This window comes from Bradyrhizobium sp. B039 (assembly GCF_038965675.1).
GTDB classification, from domain to species: Bacteria; Pseudomonadota; Alphaproteobacteria; order Rhizobiales; family Xanthobacteraceae; genus Bradyrhizobium; species Bradyrhizobium diazoefficiens.
The window spans coordinates 2,308,622-2,334,644 of sequence record NZ_CP152416.1 but is presented as its reverse complement, the minus strand read 5'-3'; the positions used below and the strand labels follow the sequence as shown (position 1 = coordinate 2,334,644).

Below are 26,023 nucleotides of genomic sequence, written 5' to 3'. Positions count from 1 at the left end.
AGTTGCAAAAGGCAATTGCAGTCGTGGTCCAGCAAGAGACGTTAGTTGGCTCGCGCCGCAGGCCGCCCCCGTTACCCCAGATGCTTCCGGAAGAACTCCGTCGCCCTGCCCCAGGCGAGCTCGGCGGCTTCGCGGTCGTGCACGGCCTGGCGCTGCTCGTTGACGAAGGCGTGCTCGGCGTCATAGCGGAACAGCTCCAGCGACTTGCCGGCGGCCTTCATGGCCTTTTCGAAGCCGTTGACCAGCTCCGGCGTGCACCAATCGTCCTTGTTGGCGAAATGGGCCTGGAGCGGAATCTTGACGTCGGCGGGCTTGGCCGCCTGCTCCGGCGGAATGCCGTAGAACACGACGCCGGCCGCGAGCTCCGGGATCTTGGTCGCGCCGATGATGGTGACGGCGCCGCCGAGGCAGAAGCCTGTCAGCCCGACCTTGGCGCCGTTGCGCGACAGATATTGCGTGGCGCCGCGCACGGTCTGCGTGGTGGCGTCCATGAAGTCGAGCGAGTTCATTTCCTTGTTGGCGCTCTCCATGTCGTGATACGGCACCACCTTGCCCTTGTAGAGGTCGGGCGCGAGCGCGTCGAAGCCGGCCAGCGCAAAGCGGTCGCACAGGCCCTTGATCTGGTCCGACAGCCCCCACCATTCCTGGATCACGACCACGCCCGGCGCGTTGCCGCGCGCGGCATTGGCGAGATAGCCCGATGCGTCCTTGCCGTCCGGGCGCTTGAAGGTGATGGCGGTTCCCATGGTGTCCTCCGGTGAGTTTCTGAGGGAGCGGTTGGCGGCATTTTGGCCGCTGGGGGCGCGCGGCGCAATCCACAGTCCCGTCATTCCGGGGCGCACGAAGTGCGAACCCGGAATCTCGAGATTCCGGGCTCGGTGCTTACGCATCGCCCCGGAATGACGGCAACAAAAAAGCCCCCTAGCGGGGGCCTTTTCATTCTCGTCTCACGCCGCTCAGTGCGAGTCGGCCCAGACCTTCTTCTTGGTGAAGTACATCAGGCCGGCGAAGATGATCAGGAACACGAACACCTGGAAGCCCAGGCGCTTGCGCGCTTCCATGTGCGGCTCGGCGGTCCACATCAGGAACGTGGTGACGTCCTTGGAATATTGCGCGACCGTGGCCGGCGAGCCGTCGTCATAGGTCACCTGGCCGTCGCTGAGCGGCTTCGGCATCTTGATGGCGTGGCCCGGGAAGTACTTGTTGTAGTAGGAGCCCTCCGGAATGGTCACACCCTCCGGCACCTTCTCCTCAAAACCCTGGAGCACCGCCGAGACGTAGTCCGGGCCCTGCTCCTGGTACTGGGTGAAGAAGTCGAAGATGAACCAGGGGAAGCCGCGGCCGTAGGAGCGCGCCTTGGTGATCAGCGACAGGTCGGGCGGCGCCGCACCGCCGTTCGCCGCACGGGCTGCCTGCTCGTTCGGAAATGGCGAGGGGAAGTAGTCGGCCGGCCGGCCCGGGCGCTCGAACATGTCGCCGGCATCGTTCGGACCGTCCTTGATCTTGTAATCCGACGCGAACGCCGCCACCTGCGCCACCGAATAGCTGGGGCCGCCGGCTTCCGCGAGGTTGCGGAAGGCGATGTAGGACAGACCGTGGCAGCTGGCGCAGACTTCCTTGTAGACCTTCAGGCCGCGCTGGAGCGCGCCGCGGTCGAACTTGCCGAAGGGACCGGCGAACGACCATTTGTTGCCCGGCGGCTTGTCGCTGCCTTCGTTGGCGCGCGCGTCCTGCAAGCTGCCGAGGAACAGCGCGCCGGCGGCGACGAGCGCGATGGCGACGGAGGCCACCACCTTGCCGCCCTTGGCGAGAATCGCCTCCGAGATCGAGTTCGGCACCGGCCGCGGCGTCTCGATGCGCGAGAGCAGCGGCAGCACGATCAGGAAATAGGCGAAGTAGCAGACCGTCAGGACCCGGCCGGCGATCACGTAGATGCCTTCCGGCGGCTGCGCACCGAGATAGCCGAGCAGGATGCAGACCGCGACGAAGATCCAGAAGAACTGCTTGGCCAGCGGACGGTACTTCGACGACCTGGTCTTCGCGGCATCGAGCCAGGGCAGGAAGCACAGGATGATGATCGCCGAGAACATCCCGATCACGCCCGCGAGCTTGTTCGGGATCGAGCGCAGGATCGCGTAGAACGGCAGGTAATACCATTCCGGCACGATGTGCGGCGGCGTCACGCCCGGGTTCGCCGGAATGTAGTTGTCGGCGTCGCCGAGATAGTTCGGCATGTAGAAGATGAACCAGGCGTAGAGCAGCAGGAAGCAGGCGACGCCGAACATGTCCTTGATGGTGGCATGCGGCGTGAACGGCACCGTGTCCTTTTCCGATTTCGGCTCGACGCCCTCGGGATTGTTCTGGCCGGCGACATGCAGCGCCCAGACGTGGAGCACGACGACGCCCGCGATCAGGAACGGCAGCAGATAGTGCAGCGAGAAGAAGCGGTTCAGCGTCGGATTGCCGACCGAATAGCCGCCCCACAGCAGCGTCACGATGCTCTCGCCGAAATAGGGAATGGCGGAGAACAGGTTGGTGATGACGGTGGCGCCCCAGAAGCTCATCTGGCCCCAGGGGAGCACGTAGCCCATGAAGCCCGTCGCCATCATCAGGAGGTAGATGATAACGCCGAGGATCCACAGCACCTCACGCGGCTCCTTGTAGGAACCGTAATAGAGGCCGCGCAGCATGTGGACGTAGACCGCGAAGAAGAACATCGACGCGCCACAGGCATGCATGTTGCGCAGCAGCCAGCCGTAGTTGACGTCGCGGACGATCAGCTCGACCGACTTGAAGGCGAGATCGGCATGCGGCGTGTAGTGCATCGCCAGGATCACGCCGGTCAGGATCTGCATCCCCAGCATGAAGGAGAGGATGGCGCCGAACGTCCACCAGTAGTTCAGATTGCGCGGAGTGGGGTAGGCGACGAAGGAGGAGTGCATGAGGCCGAGGATCGGCAGGCGCCGCTCGATCCATTGCAGGGCCGGATTGCTCGGCTGGTAGTCGGATGGTCCGCTCATGATGCGATCCTGAGGAAATAATACGACGAGACGGCGCGAAGCTTCGGACGAGGGTCCGAAGCTCAGCCGATCTGGATTTTGGTGTCGGAAACGAACTGGTACGGCGGCACCGGCAGGTTCGCGGGCGCGGGCCCCTGACGGATGCGGCCGGACGAATCGTACTGCGAACCATGGCAGGGGCAGAAGAACCCGTCGTAGTTGCCCTCATGAGCGATCGGGATGCAGCCGAGATGGGTGCAGATACCGATCACGACCAGCCACTGCTCATGGCCGGACTTGACCCGGGCCTCGTCGCTCTGCGGATCGGGCAGGCTCGCCACGTTGACGGCGCGCGCCTCGTCGATCTGCTTCTTGGTGCGGTGGCTGATGTAGATCGGCTTGCCGCGCCAGAATACCTTGATGTCCTGGCCCTCGGCGACCGGGCTGAGATCAACCTCGATCGGCGCACCGGCCGCGATGGTCGAGGCATCAGGATTCATTTGGGAGATGAAGGGCCAGAGCGCGGCTGCGCCCCCTACTGCTGCAGCTGCCCCCGTTGCAACGAATAAGAAATCACGGCGTGTCGGATGGTCCGCCGAAGACGCTGTCGTCACGATTCCAACCCTTTCTTCTTATGCTACCGGTGGAACCGCTCCGGGGGCCCCCAAGGTCCCCAGAACTGGCTGCCGGCGCCCGCGACCCCCCGCGGCGGCAGAACTTCGCTTGTCCCCGCCAAAACAAGCGAAAACAGCAGTCCAGAATCGTTCTATTGGCACCCTTGCCGGGCGAGCGCAAGCCCGCTAACGGCGGGGAAGCGTGCAATGCACGAATTCCGCGGCCAGCGATGTTTTATTGAGACATTTCCGGCCCACAACCAACCCGCCGCCGCCCATGCAGATAGCGCTCTTCCAGCCCGACATCCCCCAGAACACCGGCACGATTCTCAGGCTCTGCGCCTGCCTGGGGCTGGCTGCCCACATCATCGAACCGGCAGGGTTCCCGGTCTCCGACCGGCATTTCCGCCGGGCGGGAATGGATTACCTCGACCAAGTCAGCATCACCCGCCATGTCTCCTGGCCGCAATTCGAGGAGTGGCGCGCGGCGCAGGGCTGCCGGCTGCTGCTGTTCACCACCAAGGCCGCCACCGACTACCGCGATTTCCGTTACCAGACGTCGGACATCCTGCTATTCGGGCGCGAGAGCGCCGGCGTCACCGACGCGGTGGTCGAGGCCGCGGATGCGCGGCTGGTGATCCCGATCGCCCCGGGACTGCGGTCGCTCAATGTCGCCATGACCGCGGCGATGGCCGCAGGCGAGGCGCTGCGGCAGATCCGGAACCCGCAAGGTTGATATGTTGAGGAGAGACCATTGAGTTACGCGGTCAAGGAAATCTTCCTGACCCTGCAAGGCGAAGGCGCCCATGCCGGGCGCGCGTCCGTGTTCTGCCGCTTTGCCGGCTGCAATCTGTGGAGCGGACGCGAGGCCGACCGGCAGTCAGCGACCTGCAAATTCTGCGACACCGATTTCGTCGGCACCGACGGCACGCTCGGCGGCCGCTACGCGTCGGCCGCGGAGCTCGCCGACACCATCGCGGCGCAATGGACCGCCTCCAACGACAACCGCTACGTGGTGCTCACCGGCGGCGAGCCGCTGCTCCAGGTCGACGACGCGCTGATCGATGCGCTGCATGCGCGAGGCTTCGAGATCGGCGTCGAGACCAACGGCACGATTGCCGCACCGGATGGCCTCGACTGGATCTGCGTCAGCCCCAAGGGCGGCAGCGAGCTGGTGCTGCGCCGCGGCCACGAGCTGAAGCTGGTCTATCCGCAGGCGCTCGCCGCGCCGGAAACCTTCGAGGGCCTCGCCTTCGAGCGCTTCTCGCTGCAGCCGATGGACGGGCCCGAGGTTGCCGAGAACACCGCGCGCGCGATCGACTACTGCCTGCGCCATCCGCAATGGCGGCTCAGCGTGCAGACGCACAAATCGCTCGGCATCAGATAGGATTGGTTTTCGAACAGATGTGGGAATTGACGAAATCGTTCCGCTTCGAGGCGGCGCATTCACTGTCGGGAACGACGTTCGGCGCGGCGAGCGAAGAGATCCACGGCCACTCCTTCCGCGCCGAGGTGACGGTGCGCGGCACCCCGGACCCAGCGACCGGCATGGTGGTCGATCTCGGCCTTCTCCAGCGCGCCATCGAGGACGTGCGCTTGATGCTGGACCACAAGTTCCTCAACAAGATCGAGGCGCTGGGCAAGCCGACGCTGGAAAACCTGTCGCGCTTCGTCTGGGAGCGGCTACAGCATATCGGCAAGCTCACCCGCGTCAGCATCCATCGCGACAGTTGCAACGAGAGCTGCACCTATTACGGTCCGCAAGGTTAGATTTCGTAGGGTGGGCAAAGCGTAGCGTGCCCACCAATCAAGACAAATGGTGATAGATGGTGGGCACGGCGCAAGGGCGCCTTTGCCCACCCTACGGCAGGTCCGTTCGGGAATTGAATATGGACGTTTCGACGATCGAAGACCGCAAGACGCGCGCCCGCGCCTGGTTCGAAGCTTTGCGCGACGACATCTGCGCGAGCTTCGAGCGGCTGGAGGACGACGCCCCGCAAGGCCTCTATCCGGGCGAGGCTGGCCGCTTCACGCGGACGCCCTGGCAGCGCACCGATCATAGCGGTGCGGCCGGCGGCGGCGGCGTGATGTCGATGATGTCGGGCCGGCTGTTCGAGAAGGTCGGCGTGCATTGCTCGACCGTGCACGGCGAGTTCGCGCCCGAGTTTCGCGCTCAGATTCCGGGCGCGGCGGACGATCCGCGGTTCTGGGCCTCCGGCATCTCGCTGATCGCGCATCTGCGCAACCCGCACGTGCCCGCCGTGCACATGAACACGCGCTTCGTCGTCACCACCAAGGCCTGGTTCGGCGGCGGCGCCGATCTCACGCCGGTGCTGGATCGCCGGCGCACGCAGGACGACGCCGACAGCATCGCCTTCCACGCCGCGATGAAAGAGGCCTGCGTGCAGCCGAACGGCGTTGCCGATTACGACAAGTACAAGAAATGGTGCGACGAGTATTTCTACCTGCCGCACCGCAAAGAGGCGCGCGGCATCGGCGGCATCTTCTACGACTGGCACGACAGCGGCGACTGGGACGCCGACCTCGCCTTCACCCAGGACGTCGGCCGCGCCTTCCTGAAGATCTATCCCGACATCGTGCGGCGCAATTTCGCGAGCGCCTGGACCGCTGCGGACCGCGAGGAGCAACTGATCCGGCGCGGCCGCTATGTCGAGTTCAACCTGCTCTACGATCGCGGCACCATCTTCGGGCTCAAGACCGGCGGCAATGTAGATTCGATCTTGTCGTCGCTGCCGCCGGAGGTGAAATGGCCATGACCATCGTGAGGCCCCTCCCCCGCGCCATGCTGATCGACATGGACGACACCATCCTGTCGGCCTATGGCCGGCCCGAGATCGCCTGGAACACGATCGCGAACGAGTTCGCCGAGGAGCTTGCGCCGCTGCCGCCGCGAGAAGTCGCGACCGCAGTCCTGGCTTTCGCGCGAAACTTCTGGGCCAATGCGGAAGCCGCCTGGCGGATGAAGCTCGCCGAGGCCCGGCACCTCACGGTCAAGGGCGGCTTCGCCGCGCTCGCGGCCGCCGGCCACCGCGCCCTGCCAGATGATCTCGCCGTCCGCCTCGCGGACCGCTTCACCGCCTATCGCGAGGAGGAGATGTTCGTCTTCCCCGGCGCGCATGAGGCGATCGACAAGTTGAAGGCGCTCGGCATCAAGCTCGCACTGGTGACCAACGGCGCCGCCGACACCCAGCGCGCCAAGGTCGAGCGTTTCGAGCTCGCGCACCGCTTCCACCACATCCAGATCGAGGGCGAGCACGGCTTCGGCAAGCCGGAGGAGCGCGCCTATCTGCACGCGATGGACGCGCTTGGCGTCGCCGCTGATGACACCTGGATGATCGGCGACAACCTCGAATGGGAAGTCGTGACGCCGCAGCGTCTCGGCATCTATTCGATCTGGATCGACGTGCATGGCGACGGCCTGCCCGAAGGCTCGACCGTGAGGCCCGATCGCATCATCCGCTCGCTGACCGAGCTGGTGCCGGACCGATCGTAACCAGGGCGCGAAACAAAAACGCGAAAAACAACCCCATGCACAGTAGCCGGCTGCAGCAAAATCAACGGCTTACGGATTTTACGAAACCGTTTGACCCGTCGGGCAAAACGGGCGCATGATGCCATCATCGCGGCGCATGGGACGGACAAGCCCCTGCGCAACCCATCGCGCAGGCGCCCTTGCCTCCGTCATGGTCCCGCTCCCGGCCTGAAGCTCCGTCGTCGGCGTTTCAGCAGCCTTGGCAGCGGATGCGCGCTGCCGCAGCACATCCACTGATCCCGCAGTCCGTGATCGGCGTGTCATGCCGGCTTGCTAGCCTCTCAAGTCAATCAACCCGAAAGGACCATCCATGGAACTGAAAGCCGGCGATATCGTCATGCTCAAATCCGGCGGCCAGCCGCTGACCGTCGCGGAAGTCAAAGGCGACGACGTAATCTGCCTCTGGATGGGCGTGGAAGGCGACCTGTTTCGCGAGACGCTGCCGCTCGCCGTGCTCGAACACCTGGAAGAGGTGGACGAGGATGAAGAAGAGGATGAGGACGACGAAGACGAGGAGTAGGCGCGGTTAAGGCCGCGGCCTAGTTAGATCGGAGCGCTCGGCTCCGGAGCGTCTGATGTCCGCTTTTGCGCCAATCGCGGCGCAGGAGCGGACATCGCCACATGGTGCAGAAGGGCCACGACCAGACTTACCTCGGACAGGTGCCATCTGATGCGTCGGGACTTATTGTTCTCATTGTTCTCCCTAGTTGCGGGCGTAACTTCATCATCGGCACGCTTACACGAGGGCAACTGCTGCGCTAAGCGCGCAGCCGGCATCGCTGCGGCGAGCCCGCCGTCCGCGGATGCCTATAGAAAAAATGTCAGGAGCAAACGGGCTCCAGCGAATGATCGATGACGAGAAATCATGTCCGTCGCGTAGAGGAAAATACTCTAAGGTGTGCGGCGGATCTTGTAGAGAACGAAGCGCTCGGACCTGTCCAATTCCTTCAGCATGTCTGGCAGCGGGTTCGCCACGCCGGTGCCGAGCAGATAAAGATAGTTGTAATCTCGATACCAGGTGCGGATGAAGGCGGCGTCGTCGGACGCCGTCATCTGGCCTGCGGCGATTGCACTCAGCAGGCGTATCGGCACAGGCCCACCGTAGGGAATGGCGAGACGGCGGACCTCGGTCCGCGCCTGAACCGGCTGCTTGCCGGCCTCGGCGAATACGTTCGGCACGAAAGCACTGGCGTAATGCACCGCCAGGGTCGGCGCATAATACATTGGATACTGAGTGAGGTCCTTGAACGGTGGATCATCGCCCTCTCCGCTGGTCCCGATCAGTATCTTCGAACCACGATCAATCTTCTGAAAAGACCGAATGAAAGCTGAATAGTCTCCACGGTACGACAGCCAGACCACGAGCACGACGGCCAGATTGGCCAGCGTGATGCCGCCGACAATGGCGAGCGCGGCCATCGTCCATCGTCGGCTCGGCAGTGACAGCGAACAGAAGGCGGGAAGGATCAAAGCGGCCGCAGGAAGAACCCGAATATCCGCGAACGCCGTGCCGAATAGCCTTGGCGGGATCGCAAGGTAGAGGAGCGCGAAGCCAGTTGCGACCCAGATCCCGGCAGGCTGCAGCTTTAGCATGCCGCACCTTGCGGCGACGTATAACGCAGCCATTAGCACGAGCGCGCTCGCCCCCGAGACAGCCATGCTGTAGCCGTTCATGATAAAAAATGGCCAGAGCAGCTTGTAGTCAAAATACCAAAACGTGCCCTCGCTTCCGACAGAGCCCGCGGTCAGTCGCATGACGACCAACAGCGCCACGGCCGGTATTGCGAGCGTGACGAGCCGGAGCGCGGCGTCGCGGTAAGGCAGTTTCCGGTCGAAGGCGCGCCACAGCTCATAGAACCCGAGCGTCGCGCCATAGATCCCCAAGGAAAAGAAATGCGCCGCAAACAGCACCACCACGAAAGCTGTGTTGACGGCGAAACGTACCGGAGTTGGTTGCTCGGCGGCGAACAGATAAGCGGCGATGCCCCAGAGCGCGATGCCGAGAGCGCATTCGAAGTTGACGAATCCCCACGTGAACGGCAGGCAGTAGAGGAACAAGAGCGCCGCGAAGCCGGCGAGGTGAACGCGCCGCTTCACAACCCATTCGAGCGCAAGCGCGCCGCCGATGATCAACAACTGGCCGAAAAGAAGAAACAGCCGAGTCGCGTTCTCGGCGCCGATCAGCCGCGCCATTGGCGGGACCACCAAGTCCATCGCCAGATTGGGATAGAAGGCCCAGGCCGCCTGGTAATATGGATTGGCATTGGCGGTGCCCATTTGGCTCAGAAGATACATGCGGGCGAGGTGGTTGAGGTAATCGACCATCGCCGGAATGGGCGTGAGCAGCGTGGGGAGAAGCGACGCGATGGCGAGCAGGGCGAACACAGTGGTCGCGACCGATCGATCTGAGCGAGCACCGCGATCGATGAGATCTTCTGGGATCAGGAGAGCGGGTACATTCACGCGATTACTCCGGGTATTGAAACCCGGTAGGGTTGTTGTTTTCTTCTAGAACTAGTTGCGGTAGAGCCTCCTAATAATTCGTTAAAAGGTTGAGCTATCGAGAAACAGCTACCAGCGGAAGAGTTTCCACTTTTGTTGGGTGAGTTCCGCTTCGGTCCAAGCCCGGACCTCCCATTCGTGACGCGCTATTGGCAAAATAAGCGACATAGAACAGGCGGATGGCGCACCATGCCTCCGGAGCTTGATCTAGCGCAAAGCGCCGAGGCGACTTGGGGCTAAGCTTTCAAGAGCTTCTCAATCGGTCACCTTGTGGATCGCACCAATGATCATTGAGCGCTTAAGCCAAGAGCACCGCAACATTGAGAAACTGCTCGCCATCCTCGAGCGGGAACTTGAGGTTTTCGACCGCGGCGACCGCCCCGACTATGAGGTTATTGGCGCGGTTATCAGCTACTTCGAGCTTTACCCGGAGGTTTACCACCACCCTCAGGAAGACCTGGTCTTCGCCAAGTTGCAAATTCGCGATCCGGCTGCGGCTGCGAAGGTCGGTGATCTCGCCCGCGAACACCAGAAAGGGGCCGAACTCTTGCGCCGCGTCGCTCATGCGGTCGACAACGTTCTTGCCGACCGCGAACTGCTTCGGCAGGACGTGGATGCCATCGTTCGCGATTTCATCGAGCACGAGCGGCGCCACATCATGAAGGAAGATCGCGATTTCTTTCCCGCCGCCCTGAAGGCTCTCGAGCCTGAGGATTGGACGGAGATCGCCTCGGCCATGACCAATCCTGAGGATCCGCTGTTCAGCGAGGCCGCCGAAGAGACGTTCGACGCGTTACGGGCGCGCATCCTGCAGTTGGAACAGGAAGCCGAAGCCGAACGGCACTAGTCAAGCTCATCCGCATGCGCTGATTGGACTCAATGTCCCATCGCTGCCAGTCACTTCCGGCGTACCAGACGGGCCGGCCCGTCCACGAGTGTGGGGTTGGGCTTGGGGCCGTCCAATCGCGTACCGCCCTATTTTGTGCTACCTAGTCGAACAAAAGGTAGCAGGAGGAAGCCAACGATGACTGACGATCAAGTCAATCGCGTCGTTCAGCACCTTTGCGAGCAATTGCACCTGGCGCTCCGATTGAAGGACAGCGAGGCACATCCACCAAACGCCAAGGATATTGGATTTGATCCCGCCTCGGTAAGAACTGTCTTGCTGACCGGGTTGCGTTCGGCGGGCGTCACGATCAACCACGAGGCAGCCGCGGCGGGCGAAGAGCCGCCGTGGTCCTGAACGCAAAACGCGAGACGGAAGCTGGCGCCGATATCTGAGTTGGGTCAAAAGCCGCCGATGGCGGTTATGCTTGGCGATTTCCGGTTTGGGCGCGAAACCTGACGTTCCTGGGCACACGCCCTGGCCCGTCTCGTCATTCCGGGGCGCGCGCCGCGCGAGCCCGGAATCCATCGGGCTGCAGCGTCGATGGATGAATGGATTCCGGGCTCGCGCCAAGAGGCGCGCCCCGGAATGACGACGGGGCCAATATCCGCGATCCAGACGCAAATGCCGCGAGGATCACCTACGCGACGAGCTGCCGCGCCGCCGCCGAGATCATCACCAGCCCGCCGGTGATCACCGCCGCATCTAGGATCGCGGTGTGGATGTGCACCGGCATCCGCTCGACGAACGCCTTGGCGAGGAATGCGCCGGGGATCGCGATCGCCCCGATCAGCAGTGCGAAGGCGAGCACCTGCGCATTCACGGCGCCGGCGAGGCCGAACACCGAGATCTTGATCAGGCCGGTGCCGAGCGAGATCATCGCATCGGTCGCGATCACGGCGGCGCCTTCGAGGCCTGCGGCCATCAAGAGCGAGAGCAGGATCACGCCGGAGCCGGAGGTGCCGCCGACCAGCACGCCGTAACCGACGGAGCCTGCGGCAAGGCCGGTGTCGCCGATCCTGACCTGGCGGCGGCGGAGCACGCGGCGCAGCGGCACGCTCAGGATCAGCATGGTGCCGATCACGAGCGCGGCGCCCGCATTGGTGAGGCGCGTATAGCCGTAGGCGCCGAGCGCGGTCGTCAGCGCCGCGCAGGCCAGCACGATCAGCGCGCGGCGGCGGTCGGCATAGCGGACATAGGCGAGCGCACGGCTCGAATTGGTGAAGATCGCGGAGATCGCGATGATCGGCACCACGGGCTCGGCGCCGACGAGGGGCACCAGCACCAGCGGCATCAGCGCGCCGGTGCCGTAGCCGGCGAGACCACCGATGATCGAAGCAAACAACGCCATCAACGCGACCAGCAGAAGCTGAAAGATCGAGATGTCGGCGAAGCCCGAGACGATGGTCACGTTTTCCGTTCGCGGCTGACGCGTGCCGCAGCTTGATCTGCGATGGAAGCGAGCGCGGCTTCCTCTAGTGGAAAATCCGCCGCAAGCCAAGCGTCCTCGGCGAGTGTCAACACATGTCCGAGCGCGGGCCCTTCCGCCATCCCGCGCGCGATGAAGTCGGCGGCGCGGAGCGGAAATTTCGGCGCAGTCCAGCGCTGCGGCAGCTCGGCGAGTTCGCGCCAGCGCGACGAATGCACGTCGCCCGCCGCCCGCGCCCAGCCGAGCAACACGCGATCGTGATAGCGCTCGGCACCGAGCCGGTAGAGCAGCCGCCGCGCATTGGCCTCGTCCTTGGTGGCAAACCGCCACCAGCGGTGCCCCATCGAATCCAGCGCCTTGGCCTCGGCGTTGGAGAGCCGCAGGCGCGTGGCGACGCGCTTGGCGTCTTCCGTCACGGCCACCGTCAGCGCGGCCAGGCGCCGGGTGACGCTCGCCGGCAGGCCAAGCTCGCGCTCGATCGCGACCATGCTCGCCAGCGGCCCGGTATAGGCGACGCCGCCGATCAGCGCCTGCAGCAATCCGCCCTCGGCCATGGCCAGCACGGCGGCGGACGCACCGCCGGCCACCAGCAGCTTCAGCATCTCCATGCGCACCCGCTCGGCCGACAGGCTGGCAAGGCCCGCGCGTCCCCGGATGCAGGCGAGATAGCCGTCGCGGTCGGGCTCGCCGGCGCCGAAGGCGGCGTGGATGCGGAAGAAGCGCAGGATGCGCAAATAATCCTCGGCGATGCGCTGGTCGGGGTCGCCGATGAAGCGCACGCGGCGCGCTCTTGCATCCGCGATCCCGCCGACATGGTCGTACACGACACCGGTCGCATCGACCGACAGGCCGTTCATGGTGAAGTCGCGCCGCTCGGCGTCCTTCACCCAGTCGCGGCCGAACGCGACCTTGGCCTTGCGGCCGAAGGTTTCGGTATCCTCGCGCAGGGTCGTGACTTCGTAGGGATGCCCGTCGATGACCAGCGTGACGGTGCCGTGGTCGATGCCGGTCGGCACGCTCTTGATGCCGGCAGCCTTGGCGCGCCGCACCACCTCCTCCGGCCGCGCCGTGGTCGCGATGTCGATGTCGCCGGGCACAAGACCGAGCAGCGCGTTGCGCACCGCGCCGCCGACCACCCGCGCCTCCTCGCCATCAGCGCCCAGCAATTGCAGGACGCGCGCGGTGCCGCCGGAGATCAGCCATGGCGCATCGGCGAGGATCGGCTCCGCGCTCATCGGCAGGCCCCTATTTTTCCGTGCCCGGCACGAACTTGCCGTTCTCGATATGGGCGGGAACGTAGGTCGACTCCGGGCCGGCGCCGGAGAATTGCGCCAGGCCGATCAGACCCGCGATCACAAGCACGATCGCCATGAGGGCAAGGCGGGCGACGATGGTGACCGGCCAGGACGATTGCACGAACAGGCCGGACCGGCTGGCGGCCAGGAACAACGCATAGACGGCAAAGGGAACGAGGAAAATTCCGATCTCGGTCAGAACCGTCCGGATCATGATGAGTAGATCCGCTCATACAGCACACGCAGCATTCCGGCGGTTGCACCCCAGATGTAACGCTCCGCGAACGGCATCGCATAGTAGAAGCGCTCCATGCCGCGGAATTCCTTGCTGTGCATCTGGTGGTTCGCCGGATTCATCAGGAAGGATAGCGGCACCTCGAACGCATCATCAACCTCGGAATGGTTGATCGTGAGCGCAAAGCCGGGCCGGACCCTCGCGACCGTCGGCAGGATGCGGAAGCCGAAGGCGGTGCCGTAGAGATCGAGATAGCCGATCGGCTCGACGAAGTCTCTGGACAGCCCGACCTCCTCCTCGGCCTCGCGCAGTGCCGCATCGAGCGGCGAGGTGTCGGTCGCGTCGATCTTGCCGCCGGGAAAGGCGATCTGGCCGGCGTGGTCGTTGAGATGCGCCGAGCGCTGCGTCAGCAGGACGGTCGGCTCGGGATGGTCCACCACCGCGATCAGGACCGCCGCCGGCCGCACCGGCTGCTCGCGCGCGACGATTTCCAGCATCTTGTCGGTCCCGGGATCGCCCGAGGCCGGAATGATGTTCGGATCGTAGAGGCCGGGCGGCACGTCGAAGCCGAGCCTCGCCCTGGAACGGGTAAAGAAATCCGCAGCGCCAAGCGCGACGGGATCACTTTTCAGGATAGGCTTGTTCAAAGCGCGGCCCTCACCTCGTCCGCATCGGCCATGGCGAAGAATTCGCCGGCCGATTCGACGCCGAACATCGGCTGGCCATCGACCATCCGCTCCTCGCCCATGTCAACCAGATCGTAATAGAGCGCGCGGGTCACCTTGGCCCAGAGATCGGCGCGGACGTGCAGATAGGGCGTCAGCCCGCCGTCCACTGCCTGCTCGAAGCGCAGCCGGTGCGCGGCATCGCAGGTGACCCAGTCGTCGACATTGGTGCGGAAGCGCAGCACGCGATGGTTGTCCTCGCCGTCCTCTTGCATTTCGACCGCCATGAACGGCGCGTCGTCAACGCGGATGCCGACCTTCTCCACCGGCGTCACGAGGAAATGCTTGTCGCCCTCGCGCTTCAGGATGGTCGAGAACAGGCGGACCAGCGCGTGACGCCCGATTGGCGTCCCCATGTAGAACCAAGTACCATCGGACGCGATTCGGATATCGAGATCGCCGCAAAACGGCGGATTCCATAGATGCACCGGAGGCAGGCCCTTTTTGGCGCCTTCGGCACTGGCAGCACTCTTGGCGGCGGCAGTCAGCCCCTCAAGACCACGATCGGCGCTCTGCCCTTGGTTCGCCATGGTTTGCCCTGACTTTGTCCTTTGGCACGATTGGTGCAGGTCTACGCTGTCCATCGGCGAACGGTTCCACCCCGGATTAGTCCGGTGTGGAGGTCGCCACTTCGTGATGCCCTACATACCCTTAAGCCGATAAGGTGGGGATAGGTTAATTCAACGAATACATGGCCTTCCTGTAAGTCTAGCATAGGGGCCATGACTTGGTTTGACGTCTTCGCTTGAAGTGAAGATTTGATGCATCTGACCTGATGCGATGACATGACGACGCGAGCGAGCCGCGCGGCAGGCTGAAGGAGCTAACGGATGGCGGAGAGTGTCGAGAAACTCGAGGATGGAATCGTCCGCTCGGCCGAGCAGGTCTCGAGCCAGATTCGGGCGGCAAAGGACGCGATCGCGTCCGTCATCTTCGGCCAGGACCGCGTGATCGAGAACACGCTGGTCACCATCCTCTCCGGCGGCCATGCGCTGCTGATCGGCGTGCCGGGCCTTGCCAAGACCAAGCTGGTCGAGACGCTCGGCGTCACGCTCGGTCTCGACGCCAAGCGCATCCAGTTCACGCCCGATTTGATGCCGTCGGACATCCTCGGCGCCGAGGTGCTTGACGAGAGCACCGCGGGCAAGCGTTCCTTCCGCTTCATCGCAGGTCCGGTGTTCGCGCAGCTCCTGATGGCCGACGAGATCAACCGCGCCAGCCCGCGCACGCAGTCGGCGCTGCTCCAGGCGATGCAGGAGCAGCACATCACCGTTGCCGGCGCGCGGCACGATTTGCCGAAGCCGTTCCACGTGCTCGCGACCCAGAACCCGCTGGAGCAGGAAGGCACCTATCCGCTGCCCGAAGCGCAGCTCGACCGCTTCCTGATGGAAATCGACGTCGACTATCCCGATCGCGACGCCGAGCGCCGCATCCTGTTCGAGACCACCGGCGCCGAGGAGACGCTGGCGAAGGGATCGATGACCGCGGATGCGCTGATCACCGCGCAGCGGCTGATCCGGCGCCTGCCGGTCGGCGATTCCGTGGTCGAGGCGATCCTGTCGCTGGTGCGCTCGGCCCGTCCGGGTCCGGACAGCGGCGAGACCGGCAAGTTCATCGCCTGGGGCCCCGGCCCGCGCGCCAGCCAATCCCTGATGCTGGCGGTGCGCGCCCGTGCGCTGATCGACGGACGGCTCGCGCCCTCGGTCGACGACGTGCTCGACCTCGCTGAACCTATTCTGAAGCACCGCATGGCGCTGACCTTCCAGGCGCGCGCCGAGGGGCGCACGATTCCGGACGTGATCCGGCAGTTGAAAACACGGATCGGTTGATGGCCGCCGAGAACGGGCACACAGCGAAGGAGATCATCGCGATCCGACGTGCCGATGGCGAAAGCCGCACGCTCGCAGCTTCCTTGCCGCGCCTGGTGCTCGAAGCCCGCCGCGTCGCCGCCAACGTCATCCACGGCCTGCACGGAAGGCGCCGCGCCGGCTCCGGCGAAAATTTCTGGCAATACCGCCGCTTCGTCTCCGGCGAGCCGTCGCAGAACGTGGACTGGCGCCGCTCGGCGCGCGACGACCATCTCTATGTCCGCGAGCTCGAATGGGAAGCCTCGCACACGGTCTGGATCTGGCCCGACCGCTCGCCGTCGATGGCGTTTGCCTCCAAGACCGCGCGCGAGTCCAAGCTCGAACGCACGCTGATCGTCGCCTTTGCGCTGGCCGAACTGCTGGTCTCCGGCGGCGAGCGCGTCGGCATTCCCGGGCTGATGGCGCCGACCGCGAGCCGCAGCGTCATCGACAAGATGGCGCAGGCGATGCTGCATGACGATGCCGACCGGCTGAGCCTGCCGCCCTCCTTCGTTCCTTCCGCGCTCGCCGAGATCATCGTGCTGTCGGATTTCTGGTCGCCGATCGCCGAGATCAGGACGACGCTCGCAGGGCTCTCGGGCTCCGGCGCGCATGGCACGATGGTGCAGGTCGTCGATCCCGCCGAGGAGTCCTTCCCCTATTCCGGCCGCGTCGAGTTCGTCGAGCCGGAAGGTTTTGGCGTGATCACCGCCGGCCGCGCCGAAAGCTGGGCGCAGGACTACACCGCGCGGCTCGCGCTGCACCGCGACCAGATCCGCGCCGAGACCTCGAAGCTCGACTGGCTGTTCACGACCCACGCGACCGACCGCTCCGCCGCCGAGCTGCTGCTGTTCCTGCATGCCGGCATGCAGGTGAGCAAGTCGGGCGCGCGCACCACCTCCATCAAAGCGGGGCCGGCCGCATGATGGGATTGCCGCTCGCCTTCACCGAACCGCTGCTCCTGATCGGCCTCGTCAGCCTGCCGGTGCTGTGGTGGCTCTTGCGCGTGATGCCGCCGCGGCCGCGCCGGATCGAGTTTCCGCCGACGCGCCTGCTGTTCGACATCGCGCCAAGGGAAGAGACGCCTTCGCGGACGCCGTGGTGGCTGACTGCGCTGCGGCTTTTGGCTGCGGCCCTCGTAATATTCGCCGCCGCCGGCCCGATCTGGAATCCGCAGACCGGGCTTGCCGGCAGCAAGGCGCCGCTGATGATCATGTTCGACGACGGCTGGAGCGCGGCCTCGAACTGGGACGTCAGGATCAGGGCCGCCGACGAACTGATCGCCAACGCCGACAACGACCGCCGCGCCATCGCGCTGGTGCCGCTGTCCGAGCCGAACCGCGACATCACCCTGATGCCGGCGGGCGCGGCGCGCGTCGCGCTGCGCCAGCTGGTACCAAAGCCCTATTCGATCGAGCGCGTCGAAACCCTCGCAGCGGTCGATCGCTTCCTCAAGGCCACCGGCGACTGCGAGATCGCCTGGCTGTCGGATGGCGTCGATACCGGGCGCGGCGAGGAATTCGTGCAGGCCCTCGGCAAGACCATCGGCGATCGCAGCCTGACCATCTTCGAAGGCGGCACCTCCTCGCCGCTGGCGCTGGTCGCGGCCGAGAACGCCGCCGCCAGGATGACGGTGAAGGTGCTGCGCACCGACGGCGGCATCGCCGTCGGCACCGTGCGCGCTCTGGACCAGAAGGCATCGCCGATCGGCGAAGCCCGTTATTCGTTCGGCCCGCAGGACAAGGAAACCGAGGCCTCGTTCGACCTGCCGGTCGAGCTGCGCAACGACATCACGCGGCTCGAGATATCGGGCGAGCGCTCCGCCGGCGCGGTGCAGCTGCTCGACAAGCGCTGGCGCCGCCGCGCCATCGGCATCGTCTCGGGCTCGACCAGCGAAACCGCGCAGCCGCTGCTGGCGCCGACCTTCTACCTCACCCGCGCGCTGGCGCCGTTCGCCGACGTGCGGCTCGCCGACAAGGGCTCGCCGCAGCAGGGCATCACCCAGTTCCTCGACCAGAAGCTGCCGATGATCATCCTCGCCGATGTCGGCACCATCGCGCCTGAAATCCGCGAGCGTCTCAATGCCTGGATCGACCAGGGCGGCGTGCTGGTGCGGTTCGCCGGGCCCCGCCTGGCGCAGGCCGAAGACGATCTCGTGCCGGTCAAGCTGCGCAAGGGCGGCCGCACGCTCGGCGGCAGCCTGACCTGGGAGAAGCCGCAGCACCTCGCCGCCTTCGCGGCCGACGGTCCGTTTGCCGGCGTCGTGGTCCCCAAGGACGTCACCGTGAGCCGCCAGGTCCTGGCCGAGCCCGATGCCGTGCTCGCCACCAAGAGCTGGGCGTCGCTGGAAGACGGCACGCCGCTGGTGACCGGCGAGCATCGCGGCAAGGGCGTCGTCAGCCTGTTCCACGTCAGTGCCGACATGCGCTGGTCGGATCTGCCGATGTCGGGCATCTTCGTCGAAATGCTGCGGCGGGTCGTCGACATGTCGGGCTACACCACCAAGCCCGGCGCCGGCGTTGCCAGCGAGGCAACCACCGAGACGGTGGCGCCGCTGCACATGCTCGACGGCTTCGGCGCCTTCGGTCCGCCGCCGGCCACGGCAAAGCCGCTTCCGGCCGATTATCGCGACCGCGCCACACCCGATCATCCGCCGGGCTTCTATGGTCCTGCAGAAGGACCGCTCGCCGTGAACACGCTTGCTAGCGCCGACCGCATCGCAGCCCTGAACACCGCGAGCCTGCGCGCCCGGCACGCCACCTACACCAATGCCGAGCCGCGCGACTTGCGCGGCTGGCTGCTGTCGACGGCGCTCGCTCTGTTCCTGATCGACGCCATCATCGTCGCGGTGCTCGGCGGCGGCCTCGCCGCGCTGCTGCGCCGCCGCGCCGCACCCGCAATGATCCTGCTCGGCATCGCGCTTGCGGGCCTCTCCGCACTGCCGCCGACGCCCGCGCGCGCCGACAGCGCCGCGGACGAGTTCGCGATGAAGGCGGTGTCGCAGACCCGCCTCGCCTATGTCGTGACCGGCAATGCCGACGTCGATTCCATCGTCAAGGCCGGCCTGACCGGGCTGACGCTGTTCCTGGCGCAGCGCACCGCGCTCGAGGCCGGCGATCCGGTCGGCATCGATCCCGGGCGCGACGAGCTCGCCTTCTTCCCGCTGATCTACTGGCCGATCGTACCCGGCGCGCCCAAGCCGCCGCAGGACGCCATCAACAAGATCGACGCCTACATGAAGCAGGGCGGCACCGTGCTGTTCGACACCCGCGACGCGATCGAGGCGCCGCCCGGCGACAACGGCGCCTCGCAGACGCCGGGCATGCGGGCGCTGCGCGAGATCCTGTCCTCGCTCGACGTGCCCGAGCTCGAGCCGGTGCCGCGCGAGCACGTGCTGACCAAGACCTTCTATTTGCTGCGCGACTTCCCCGGCCGCTTCAACTCCGGCCAGACCTGGGTCGAGACCCTGCCGCGCGAGGACGACGACGAGAGCGCGCAGCGTCCGGCGCGCGGCGGCGACGGCGTCTCGCCGATCATCATCACCTCGAACGACCTTGCCGGCGCCTGGGCCGTGCGCCCCGACGGCCAGTACATGCTGCCGGTGACCGGCGGCGACAACCGCCAGCGCGAATTCGCCTATCGTGCCGGCGCCAACATCGTGATGTACACGCTGACCGGCAACTACAAGGCCGACCAGGTGCACGCACCGGCCCTGATCGAACGGCTGGGGCAATAGAGATGCGCGTGACGAGCTTGAGCCACACGCCCCGTCATTCCGGGATGGTCCGAAGGACCAGACCGCAGGTGCGCACTGCGCACCGGGGAATCTCGAGATTCCGGATTCGATGCTTCACGTCGCTCCGGAATGACGTTGATAGGTCTGTCTGATGAATTACGGCATCGCGTTCACGCCGCTTGTTCCCGCGATCGTCCTCTGGCTCGCGCTGGCCGCGATCGTCGTCATAGCACTCGTGCTGGTGCTGGCGCGCGCGCGCGGCGCCGCGGTGCGCGTGGCCGCCCTGGTGCTGTTCCTGCTGGCGCTCGCCAATCCCTCCTTCACCCGCGAGGACCGCGATCCCCTCACCTCGGTCGCCGCCGTCGTCGTCGACAAGAGCCCGAGCCAGAATTTCGGCAACCGCAATCGCGAGGCGGCCCAGGCGCAGGAAGCGCTGGTCGACGGCCTGAAGAAGATCAAGGGCCTCGAGGTCCGCGTCGTCGACGCCGGACAGGCCGACGGCGAGACCGACGGCACGAGATTGTTCGGCGCCCTCGCCTCGGCCTTGTCGGACGTGCCGGTCGACCGCGTCGCCGGCGCCTTCCTGATCACCGACGGCCGCGTCCACGACATTCCCGCGAATGCCGCCGCGCTCGGCTTCCAGGCGCCGGTGCACGCGCTGATCACCGGGCAGAAGGACGAGCGCGACCGCCGCATCGCGATCACGGCGGCGCCGCGCTTCGGCATCGTCGGGCAAAACCAGACCATCACCTACCGGCTCGACGACCAGGGCGTTTCCGGCGAGCGCGCCAAGGTCACGGTTCGCCGCGACGGCGAGGTCATCAACGAGCGCACGCTCTCGAGCGGCCAGACCGCGAGCGTGGACGTCGACATCAAGCATGCCGGCCCGAACATCGTCGAGATCGAGGCCTCGCCGCTCGAGCGGGAGCTGACGCCGGTGAACAATCGCGCCGTCGTCGCCATCGACGGCGTGCGCGACAAGCTGCGCGTGCTGCTGGTCTCCGGCGAGCCGCATTCCGGCGAGCGCACCTGGCGCAATCTGCTCAAGTCCGACGCCAGCGTCGATCTCGTGCACTTCACCATTCTCCGCCCGCCGGAGAAGCAGGACGGCACGCCGATCAACGAATTGTCGCTGATCGCGTTTCCGACCCGCGAGCTGTTCCAGCAGAAGATCAACGAATTCCAGCTGATCATCTTCGACCGCTACGCCCGCCAGGGCGTACTGCCGATCGCCTATTTCGACAACATCGCGCGCTATGTGCGCGCGGGCGGCGCGGTGCTGGTCTCGGCCGGTCCCGACTATGCCTCCAACACCAGCATCTGGCGCACGCCGCTGGATTCGGTGCTGCCGGCCGAGCCGGTCGGCGTGACCGAAAAGCCGTTCTATGCACACCTGTCCGACATCGGCAAACGCCATCCGGTCACGCGCGGGCTGGAGGGCTCGGCGAGCGAGCCGCCGCGCTGGAGCCGCTTCTTCCGCACCGTCGACACCCGCAATTCCGTCAACCCGCCGGTCATGACGGGCGTCGACGGCAAGCCGCTCTTGTTCCTGTCGCGCTTCGGCGAGGGACGCGTCGCGCTGCTGCTCTCCGACCACATCTGGCTGTGGGCACGCGGCTATGAGGGCGGCGGCCCGCATCTCGACCTCTTGCGACGGATGTCGCACTGGCTGATGAAGCAGCCGGATCTTGATGAAGAAGCGCTGCGCCTGCAGGTGCAGGGCAAGGATCTCGTGGTGGTGCGCCAGACCATGTCTGACAGCGTCCAGCCGGTGAGCGTGACCTCGCCGTCGGGCGTGTCGCGCGACCTGACGCTCAGCAGCGCCGGCGATCCCGGCGAGTGGCGCGCCAGCCTGCCGGCCAACGAGCTCGGCCTGTGGCAGGCGACCGACGGCACGCTGAAGGCGCTGATCAATGTCGGCCCGACCAATCCGAAGGAGTTTTCGGAAGTCACCTCCACCACCGAGACCCTGAAGCCGCTGACGCAGGCGACCGGCGGCAATGCCGTGCGCGTGGTTGATGGCGCCAGCGTCGAGCTGCCGCGCATCGTGCCGGTGCGCTCGGTGAGCGTCTTCCATGGCGACGGCTGGATGGGCGTGCGGATGCGCGACGCCAGCGTCGTCAAGGGCGTCGGCGTGCTGCCGATCTTCGCCGGCCTGATCGGCCTGCTGCTGCTGCTCGGCGCCTTCGCCGCGACCTGGGTCCGCGAAGGGCGGTGAAGCCCGATGAGATCAGGTTTGATTGCCGCAACAACGGAGGTGCGCTCCCTCTCCGGCTTGCGGTGGAGGGCTGGGGTGGGGGTGTCTCCACAATCGAGAACCCCGGTGTGGAGAGAACCCTCACCCGGCGCTTCGCGCCGACCTCTCCCGCAAGCGGGAGAGGTTGAACGAGACTGCGGCCAATCGATTCAGCCTAAAGCCATTTCGCGTTAGTTGCCCGAACGACACATCACGCGGCCACCAACACGAGATGGTCTGACCGCCGTTGACATCCGTTCCTCGTTCCTGCGATGTTACATTATAACATCGCGGTATCAGGGGATGATCCTCGCGATGTGGGGTGGCGTTTCCAGATGAAGTGGTTCCGGTCGAATATCAGGCACGGCGCCCGGCTCGCGTTGTTCGCGATGCTGGTGCAATTCGCGCTGACATTCGGCCACAGCCACTGGTTCGTCCAGGCCGCCTCCCTCTCCCAAGCCTCGCTCCAGCAGACCGACACCGCCAAGGCGATAGCTTCGACCGACCGCGCCGCGGTCCAGAAGCAATCTCCTTCAGGATCCGACCGGGAGCAGCCGGGCGACGACAATTGCGCGATCTGCGCCGTGGTCGCGATGGCGGGCACCGTGGTGTCCGCGACGCCGCCTCTCCTTGCGCTGCCGCAGGCGATCGAGCTGCTCCACCGCACCCTAGATGCCGAGTTCATCCATCTGAAATCGGCCGGCACGGCGTTCCAGCCCCGCGCCCCACCAGCGTCCTGACTCTCGACATCGCTTGATCACGCCCGGGCTCGCCGCGCCACACGCGCGGACGATCGCCCGGGAGCCGTTGAAGTCGAATTCCGTCGCGCCGCGACGGCAGGCTGCCTCCGATCATCAGACAAGCATGCGGACGGCGCCTGACTGGAATCAGGACCATGTCATTTGAATTGCGACGCGTGCAGCGTCTCGCAGGAGCAAGCCTGCTCCTGCTCGGCGCCGCCGCCACATCCGCGCTCGCCCAAGAACCGGTACAACAGCCGGTACAACAGCCTGCGCAGGACAAGTCGTCGGCCGAGCTCCCCGCCATCACCGTGACGGCGCCGAGCCCGATCGTGCGCAGGGTGGTACCGACCCGCAGCCCGGTCCATGTCGCGCGCACCGGACGGTCGCGCGGCCAGCAACACGCGGCCGAAGCCACGCCACCGGCAGCAGTCGCCGCCGCTGCAGCTCAGCAAGGCGTGCTGCCCATCGTGACCAACCAGTTCGCCACCGTCACGGTGGTGCCGAACGAGGAGATCCGCCGCGAGGGCGGCGGTCAGCTCGGCGATCTCTTGTTCTCCAAGCCGGGCATCACCGGCTCGAGCTTCGCGCCCGGCGCCTCCAGCCGGCCGATCATCCGCGGGCTCGACGTCAACCGCGTCGGCATCGTCGAGAACGGCACCAATTCCGGCGGCGCCTCCGACCTCGGCGAGGATCACTTCGTCCCGATCGATCCGCTCGCGACCAACCAGGTCGAGGTGGTGCGCGGGCCGGCTGCGCTCCGCTACGGCTCGACCTCGATCGGCGGCGTCGTCAGCGCGACCAACAACCGGATTCCGGACGCGCTGCCAACCTGCGGTGCCCAGCCGTTCCAGAGTTATGGCATGCCGGTCAAGGCGCCGCTGGCAACCGCCGAGACCTCGCCTTGCGTCACGGCCGAGACGCGCTCCGCATTCAGCTCGGTCGATCGCGGCGTCGAGAGCGGCGTGCTGCTCGACACCGGCGGCGGCAATTTTGCCTTCCACGCCGACGTCTATGGCCGCACCACCACGGACTACGGCATCCCGAGCTATCCCTATCTGAACGACCAGACGCGATCCGTCGCCAACGGCCGCCAGCCGAACTCGGCGACGCGCTCGGACGGCGCCTCGATCGGCGGCTCCTACTTCTTCCAGGGCGGCTATATCGGGGCTGCGATCACGCAGAACGACTCGCTCTACCACATCCCCGGCATCGACGGCGCCGACCACAACACGCGCATCGACGGTCACCAGACCAAGATCAACGTCAAGGGCGAGTACCGTCCCGATGCGGCCGCGATCGACACGATCCGCTTCTGGGCCGGCGCGACCGACTACCGGCACAACGAGATCGGGCTTGCCGATCCCGCCGACCCCAACAGCGACGGCGTGCGGCAGACCTTCACCAACAAGGAGCAGGAGATTCGCACCGAGGTGCAGCTGATGCCGTTCAACGCGCGCTTCGCCGAGGTGACGACGGCGCTGGGCTTCCAGGTCGGGCATCAGGAGCTGAGCGCGCCGAGCCCGGACAATCCCGGCACGCTGTTCAACGGCCTGTGGGACCCCAACAACAGCACGCGCGTTGCCGGTTACGCCTTCAACGAGTTCAAGTTCACCGACGCGACGCGGGCGCAGATCGCCGGCCGCATCGAGCATGTCGAGCTGCACGGCACCACGCCGAATTTCCCGGCCGACTTCCTGCCCGACGGCACGCCGCAGGTGGCGATCGCGCGCAATCCGTCCTACACGCCGAAGAGCGGCAGCATCGGCCTGTTGCAGGACCTGCCGGGCGGCATGGTCGGCAGCATCACCGCGCAATATGTCGAGCGCGCGCCGAAGGCGGCGGAACTGTTCTCGCGCGGCGCGCATGATGCGACCGCGACCTTCGACATCGGCAATCCGAACCTGACGATCGAGACCGCAAAGTCCGTCGAGCTCGGCGTGCGCAAGGCGACGGGACCGTTCCGATTCGAGGCGACCGTCTACTACACGCATTTCGACAATTTCATCTTTCGCCGCCTCACCGGCGTGATGTGCGGCGACGACTTCGCCTCGTGCGGCACGCCCGGGGCCGAGCTGAACCAGGCGGTCTACTCGCAGCGGAACGCGAACTTCCGTGGCGGCGAATTCCAGTCGCAGCTCGACGTCGGCGCGTTCCAGGGCGGCATCTGGGGCATCGAGAACCAGCTCGACGTGGTTCGCGCCACCTTCACCGACGGCACCAACGTGCCGCGGATTCCGCCGCTCAGAATGGGCGGCGGCGTGTTCTGGCGCGACGACAACTGGCTGATGCGCGTCAACCTGTTGCACGCCTTCGCGCAGAACAACGTCGCCGTGATCGCGGAGACGCCGACGGCAGGCTACAACCTCCTGAAGGCCGAGGTGAGCTACAAGACCAAGCTCGACCGCAACTGGTTCGGTGCGCGCGAGATGATTGCCGGCGTCGTCGGCAACAATCTCCTCAACGAGAGCATCCGCAACTCGGTGTCCTACACCAAGGACGAGGTGCTGATGCCCGGCATCGGCGTGCGGGCGTTCGCGAACTTCAAGTTCTGATCGCCTCCAGCCGGGGCCTGCGGGCCCCGGTACACCAACGTCGAGCGAGCGGGCTGTCGCGGCATCACACGCCGCTACCCCCGCGCCTTGCTCCAGTCGGGCACGACCGCTCCCGACACGCCCTCGAAGGCACCGTCGACGAGCTCGAACACCAGGATGCGGGCGGCGTCGACCGGGCCCGGCATGGTGACGCGCCCCTTGGGGACCGGCTTGAAGCCGACGCGGCTGTAATAGGGCTCGTCGCCGACCAGCAGCACCAGGCGGTGACCTCGCTCCTTGGCGTCCTTCAGCGCGCGCTCCATCAACAGACGGCCGATGCCGCGGTCCCGGAACGGCGGCTCGACGGTGAGCGGCCCGAGCAGCAGCGCCGGCGTCTCGCCGACCAGTACAGGCAATTGCCTGACCGAGCCGACCAGCAGCGTGCCGATGCGAGCGGTGAAGGACAGTTCGAGCAGATGGTCGACGTGCTCGCGGATGCGGTAGGCGCTGAGCACGAAGCGGCCGGGGCCGAAGGTGCGCTCGTGCAGCCGTTCGATCGCCTGGGCGTCGCCGGCAGCTTCGGGAAGGATGGTGAGCGAGAGATCGTTCATGTCGGCATGCGTCTTCGAGCGAAGTGGACCCGGGTTCGCGTCATGAAAACGCGTCAATGAGGGGAGCGGGATAACATCTCG

24 protein-coding genes are annotated in these 26,023 nt (G+C 65.9%); 14 read left to right on the top strand and 10 right to left on the bottom strand.

Annotation, left to right across the window (positions count from 1 at the left end; genetic code table 11):
- Positions 1-71: 71 nt before the first annotated feature.
- The 3 genes from AAFG50_RS11090 to petA all read right to left on the bottom strand — a co-directional run bounded on the left by AAFG50_RS11090 (position 72) and on the right by petA (position 3,613).
- Entirely contained in the window at positions 72-746 is a 675-nt protein-coding gene (locus AAFG50_RS11090) for a dienelactone hydrolase family protein (RefSeq protein WP_011085274.1), read from the bottom strand.
- Between the two features lie 210 nt (positions 747-956).
- Entirely contained in the window at positions 957-3,020 is a 2,064-nt protein-coding gene (fbcH, locus tag AAFG50_RS11085) for a cytochrome b/c1 (RefSeq protein WP_028175027.1), read from the bottom strand.
- 62 nt (positions 3,021-3,082) lie between these two features.
- Complete coding sequence (gene petA, locus AAFG50_RS11080) at positions 3,083-3,613, bottom strand: ubiquinol-cytochrome c reductase iron-sulfur subunit (protein WP_026232845.1); 531 nt, start codon at positions 3,611-3,613, stop codon at positions 3,083-3,085.
- A gap of 277 nt (positions 3,614-3,890) precedes the next feature.
- Between petA and AAFG50_RS11075 the strand changes: the two genes are divergently transcribed.
- From AAFG50_RS11075 to AAFG50_RS11050, 6 genes are all read left to right on the top strand, one after another.
- Positions 3,891-4,349, top strand: a complete 459-nt coding sequence (locus tag AAFG50_RS11075) for a tRNA (cytidine(34)-2'-O)-methyltransferase (protein ID WP_011085271.1) — start codon at positions 3,891-3,893, stop codon at positions 4,347-4,349.
- Between the two features lie 18 nt (positions 4,350-4,367).
- Positions 4,368-5,000, top strand: a complete 633-nt coding sequence (gene queE, locus AAFG50_RS11070) for a 7-carboxy-7-deazaguanine synthase (protein WP_028175028.1) — start codon at positions 4,368-4,370, stop codon at positions 4,998-5,000.
- 17 nt (positions 5,001-5,017) lie between these two features.
- A complete protein-coding gene (locus tag AAFG50_RS11065) occupies positions 5,018-5,383 on the top strand; it encodes a 6-carboxytetrahydropterin synthase (RefSeq protein WP_028175029.1) in 366 nt (121 codons plus the stop codon).
- A gap of 119 nt (positions 5,384-5,502) precedes the next feature.
- Positions 5,503-6,390, top strand: coding sequence for an oxygen-dependent coproporphyrinogen oxidase (gene hemF, locus AAFG50_RS11060; RefSeq protein WP_028175030.1), 888 nt, complete (start codon positions 5,503-5,505; stop codon positions 6,388-6,390).
- Complete coding sequence (locus tag AAFG50_RS11055; protein WP_028175031.1) at positions 6,381-7,127, top strand: HAD family hydrolase; 747 nt, start codon at positions 6,381-6,383, stop codon at positions 7,125-7,127. Before hemF ends, AAFG50_RS11055 begins: the two co-directional genes overlap by 10 nt.
- A 349-nt stretch (positions 7,128-7,476) precedes the next feature.
- Complete coding sequence (locus AAFG50_RS11050; RefSeq protein ID WP_011085266.1) at positions 7,477-7,686, top strand: DUF2158 domain-containing protein; 210 nt, start codon at positions 7,477-7,479, stop codon at positions 7,684-7,686.
- Between the two features lie 371 nt (positions 7,687-8,057).
- Here AAFG50_RS11050 and AAFG50_RS11045 read toward each other — a convergent pair whose 3' ends face one another.
- Positions 8,058-9,629 carry a hypothetical protein gene (locus AAFG50_RS11045; protein ID WP_074077253.1) on the bottom strand — a complete coding sequence of 524 codons (1,572 nt, stop codon included), beginning with the start codon at positions 9,627-9,629 and terminating at the stop codon, positions 8,058-8,060.
- A 322-nt stretch (positions 9,630-9,951) separates the two neighbouring features.
- On the opposite strand from AAFG50_RS11045, the gene AAFG50_RS11040 reads away from it, so the two are divergent.
- Entirely contained in the window at positions 9,952-10,515 is a 564-nt protein-coding gene (locus tag AAFG50_RS11040; protein ID WP_011085258.1) for a hemerythrin domain-containing protein, read from the top strand.
- Between the two features lie 177 nt (positions 10,516-10,692).
- Positions 10,693-10,911, top strand: coding sequence for a hypothetical protein (locus tag AAFG50_RS11035; protein WP_039183971.1), 219 nt, complete (start codon positions 10,693-10,695; stop codon positions 10,909-10,911).
- A 283-nt stretch (positions 10,912-11,194) separates the two neighbouring features.
- On the opposite strand, the gene AAFG50_RS11030 is transcribed toward AAFG50_RS11035, so the two are convergent.
- The 5 genes from AAFG50_RS11030 to AAFG50_RS11010 are packed head-to-tail and all read right to left on the bottom strand — an operon-like array spanning position 11,195 to position 14,768.
- The gene (locus AAFG50_RS11030) at positions 11,195-11,965 is read right to left on the bottom strand and encodes a sulfite exporter TauE/SafE family protein (RefSeq protein ID WP_011085257.1); all 771 of its coding nucleotides are present in this window, start codon (positions 11,963-11,965) and stop codon (positions 11,195-11,197) included.
- On the bottom strand, positions 11,962-13,218 hold the full coding sequence (locus AAFG50_RS11025) for a CCA tRNA nucleotidyltransferase (RefSeq protein WP_011085256.1): 1,257 nt from the start codon (positions 13,216-13,218) through the stop codon (positions 11,962-11,964). Before AAFG50_RS11025 ends, AAFG50_RS11030 begins: the two co-directional genes overlap by 4 nt.
- A 10-nt stretch (positions 13,219-13,228) precedes the next feature.
- On the bottom strand, positions 13,229-13,492 hold the full coding sequence (locus AAFG50_RS11020) for a DUF6111 family protein (RefSeq protein WP_011085255.1): 264 nt from the start codon (positions 13,490-13,492) through the stop codon (positions 13,229-13,231).
- Complete coding sequence (locus AAFG50_RS11015) at positions 13,489-14,160, bottom strand: CoA pyrophosphatase (protein WP_028175033.1); 672 nt, start codon at positions 14,158-14,160, stop codon at positions 13,489-13,491. The genes AAFG50_RS11020 and AAFG50_RS11015 overlap by 4 nt, the downstream gene beginning before the upstream one ends.
- Positions 14,157-14,768: a DUF1285 domain-containing protein gene (locus AAFG50_RS11010; protein ID WP_028175034.1), complete on the bottom strand. Its 612-nt coding sequence runs from the start codon at positions 14,766-14,768 to the stop codon at positions 14,157-14,159. The genes AAFG50_RS11015 and AAFG50_RS11010 overlap by 4 nt, the downstream gene beginning before the upstream one ends.
- 300 nt (positions 14,769-15,068) lie before the next feature.
- Here AAFG50_RS11010 and AAFG50_RS11005 point away from each other — a divergent pair, with 300 nt between their 5' ends.
- From AAFG50_RS11005 to AAFG50_RS10980, 6 genes are all read left to right on the top strand, one after another.
- Positions 15,069-16,067: a MoxR family ATPase gene (locus AAFG50_RS11005; protein WP_011085252.1), complete on the top strand. Its 999-nt coding sequence runs from the start codon at positions 15,069-15,071 to the stop codon at positions 16,065-16,067.
- Complete coding sequence (locus AAFG50_RS11000) at positions 16,067-17,011, top strand: DUF58 domain-containing protein (protein ID WP_028175035.1); 945 nt, start codon at positions 16,067-16,069, stop codon at positions 17,009-17,011. Before AAFG50_RS11005 ends, AAFG50_RS11000 begins: the two co-directional genes overlap by 1 nt.
- On the top strand, positions 17,008-19,821 hold the full coding sequence (locus tag AAFG50_RS10995) for a DUF4159 domain-containing protein (RefSeq protein ID WP_028175036.1): 2,814 nt from the start codon (positions 17,008-17,010) through the stop codon (positions 19,819-19,821). Before AAFG50_RS11000 ends, AAFG50_RS10995 begins: the two co-directional genes overlap by 4 nt.
- Before the next feature lie 151 nt (positions 19,822-19,972).
- Positions 19,973-22,039, top strand: coding sequence for a membrane protein (locus tag AAFG50_RS10990; RefSeq protein ID WP_028175037.1), 2,067 nt, complete (start codon positions 19,973-19,975; stop codon positions 22,037-22,039).
- Positions 22,040-22,392: 353 nt separating this feature from the next.
- Positions 22,393-22,797, top strand: a complete 405-nt coding sequence (locus tag AAFG50_RS10985) for a DUF2946 family protein (protein ID WP_028175038.1) — start codon at positions 22,393-22,395, stop codon at positions 22,795-22,797.
- Positions 22,798-22,952: 155 nt separating this feature from the next.
- Entirely contained in the window at positions 22,953-25,352 is a 2,400-nt protein-coding gene (locus AAFG50_RS10980) for a TonB-dependent receptor (RefSeq protein WP_028175039.1), read from the top strand.
- Positions 25,353-25,426: 74 nt separating this feature from the next.
- On the opposite strand, the gene AAFG50_RS10975 is transcribed toward AAFG50_RS10980, so the two are convergent.
- The gene (locus AAFG50_RS10975; RefSeq protein ID WP_011085246.1) at positions 25,427-25,942 is read right to left on the bottom strand and encodes an N-acetyltransferase; all 516 of its coding nucleotides are present in this window, start codon (positions 25,940-25,942) and stop codon (positions 25,427-25,429) included.
- Between the last annotated feature and the right edge of the window lie 81 nt (positions 25,943-26,023).

Bases quoted from the DNA above. Each gene is read 5' to 3' on its own strand.
- AAFG50_RS11090 (WP_011085274.1), bottom strand. From the start codon at position 746: ATGGGAACCGCCATCACCTTCAAGCGCCCGGACGGCAAGGACGCATCG.
- fbcH (WP_028175027.1), bottom strand. From the start codon at position 3,020: ATGAGCGGACCATCCGACTACCAGCCGAGCAATCCGGCCCTGCAATGG.
- AAFG50_RS11075 (WP_011085271.1), top strand. From the start codon at position 3,891: ATGCAGATAGCGCTCTTCCAGCCCGACATCCCCCAGAACACCGGCACG.
- AAFG50_RS11065 (WP_028175029.1), top strand. From the start codon at position 5,018: ATGTGGGAATTGACGAAATCGTTCCGCTTCGAGGCGGCGCATTCACTG.
- hemF (WP_028175030.1), top strand. From the start codon at position 5,503: ATGGACGTTTCGACGATCGAAGACCGCAAGACGCGCGCCCGCGCCTGG.
- AAFG50_RS11055 (WP_028175031.1), top strand. From the start codon at position 6,381: ATGGCCATGACCATCGTGAGGCCCCTCCCCCGCGCCATGCTGATCGAC.
- AAFG50_RS11050 (WP_011085266.1), top strand. From the start codon at position 7,477: ATGGAACTGAAAGCCGGCGATATCGTCATGCTCAAATCCGGCGGCCAG.
- AAFG50_RS11040 (WP_011085258.1), top strand. From the start codon at position 9,952: ATGATCATTGAGCGCTTAAGCCAAGAGCACCGCAACATTGAGAAACTG.
- AAFG50_RS11035 (WP_039183971.1), top strand. From the start codon at position 10,693: ATGACTGACGATCAAGTCAATCGCGTCGTTCAGCACCTTTGCGAGCAA.
- AAFG50_RS11025 (WP_011085256.1), bottom strand. From the start codon at position 13,218: ATGAGCGCGGAGCCGATCCTCGCCGATGCGCCATGGCTGATCTCCGGC.
- AAFG50_RS11020 (WP_011085255.1), bottom strand. From the start codon at position 13,492: ATGATCCGGACGGTTCTGACCGAGATCGGAATTTTCCTCGTTCCCTTT.
- AAFG50_RS11010 (WP_028175034.1), bottom strand. From the start codon at position 14,768: ATGGCGAACCAAGGGCAGAGCGCCGATCGTGGTCTTGAGGGGCTGACT.
- AAFG50_RS11005 (WP_011085252.1), top strand. From the start codon at position 15,069: ATGGCGGAGAGTGTCGAGAAACTCGAGGATGGAATCGTCCGCTCGGCC.
- AAFG50_RS11000 (WP_028175035.1), top strand. From the start codon at position 16,067: ATGGCCGCCGAGAACGGGCACACAGCGAAGGAGATCATCGCGATCCGA.
- AAFG50_RS10995 (WP_028175036.1), top strand. From the start codon at position 17,008: ATGATGGGATTGCCGCTCGCCTTCACCGAACCGCTGCTCCTGATCGGC.
- AAFG50_RS10990 (WP_028175037.1), top strand. From the start codon at position 19,973: ATGAATTACGGCATCGCGTTCACGCCGCTTGTTCCCGCGATCGTCCTC.
- AAFG50_RS10985 (WP_028175038.1), top strand. From the start codon at position 22,393: ATGAAGTGGTTCCGGTCGAATATCAGGCACGGCGCCCGGCTCGCGTTG.
- AAFG50_RS10980 (WP_028175039.1), top strand. From the start codon at position 22,953: ATGTCATTTGAATTGCGACGCGTGCAGCGTCTCGCAGGAGCAAGCCTG.
- AAFG50_RS10975 (WP_011085246.1), bottom strand. From the start codon at position 25,942: ATGAACGATCTCTCGCTCACCATCCTTCCCGAAGCTGCCGGCGACGCC.